This window comes from Corallococcus praedator (assembly GCF_003612125.1).
Taxonomy (GTDB): domain Bacteria; phylum Myxococcota; class Myxococcia; order Myxococcales; family Myxococcaceae; genus Corallococcus; species Corallococcus praedator.
Genome location: NZ_RAWI01000782.1, coordinates 1 through 1,039 on the forward strand (window position 1 = coordinate 1; position 1,039 = coordinate 1,039).

Here is a 1,039-nt window from a genome sequence, read left to right on the forward strand (position 1 = left end):
GGGGCAGCAAGAAAGAGGTGGAGGGAAGCCCGGGATGCGCCGATTGTTCGGGTTCGACCCTTCCCGCGTCCACCCCTGGGATGGGTCCTGGCCTTTTCTGGAGCCCTCTTGATTCCCTATTGGCACGCCCCCTCGTTCAAGCTGGGGCCCCTGGAGCTGAACCCCTTCAACGTCTTCGTGGCGGCGGGCATCCTGCTGGCCGCGAAGCTGCTGACGAAGCAGGCGGAGCGCGAGGGCCTGGATCCGAACCCCCTGGCGGACTTCGCCATGTGGGGCGTGGCGGCCGGCATGCTCTTCGGCCACTGGGTGCACCTGTTCTTCTACCACCCGGAGGAGCTGTCCAAGAGTCCGTTTCAAATCCTCCGGTTCTGGGACGGCCTGTCGTCCTTCGGAGGCCTGCTGGGCGGCATCTTCGCGGCGGTGGTGTTCTTCCGGGTGAAGAAGCTGCGCTTCAACGACTACGCGGACAGCTTCGCGCTGGGCGTGGCGCCAGGGTGGGCGGTGGCGCGGCTGGGGTGCTTCGCGGTGCACGACCACCCGGGGCGGCTGACGGACTTCTTCCTGGCGGTGCAGTTCCCCAACGGCAACCGGCACGACCTGGGCCTCTACGACGCGGTGGTGCTGTTCGCCATCTCCGGCCTCCTCTACGCGCTGCGCAACGCTGGAAAGCTCAAGGGGCGGCTCCTGCCGCTGCTGGCGCTGCTGTACGCCATCTCCCGCTTCAGCCTGGACTTCCTCCGGGCCACCGACCTGTCGTACGTGGACGCGCGCTACTTCGGCCTGACGCCCGCGCAGTACGGCAGCCTCCTGCTCATCGCGTACGGGGTGTGGGGGCTGTTGCGCAAGCAGGCGCCCAGCGCGTCCGCCCAGAAGCCCCCGGCGTCCCAGGGGCGGGTGGAGACCGCGCGCTAGCGCGCGGGTGCTTCGCTTCAGGCTTCGTGAAGGCAGGGGGGTTTTCGCATGAAGGCTCTGGCGTATGACGCGGTGATGGCGCCGCTGGGGTGGGTGGGGCTGAACGCCGCCCGCCGCCAGCTGGTGG

Annotated in this window: 1 protein-coding gene; it reads left to right on the forward strand. The window is 68.7% G+C overall.

From position 1 onward, the window contains the following. Nucleotides 1–108 precede the first annotated feature (108 nt). The gene (locus D7Y13_RS41715) at nucleotides 109–912 is read left to right on the forward strand and encodes a prolipoprotein diacylglyceryl transferase (RefSeq protein ID WP_120536681.1); all 804 of its coding nucleotides are present in this window, start codon (nucleotides 109–111) and stop codon (nucleotides 910–912) included. Nucleotides 913–1,039 lie beyond the last annotated feature (127 nt).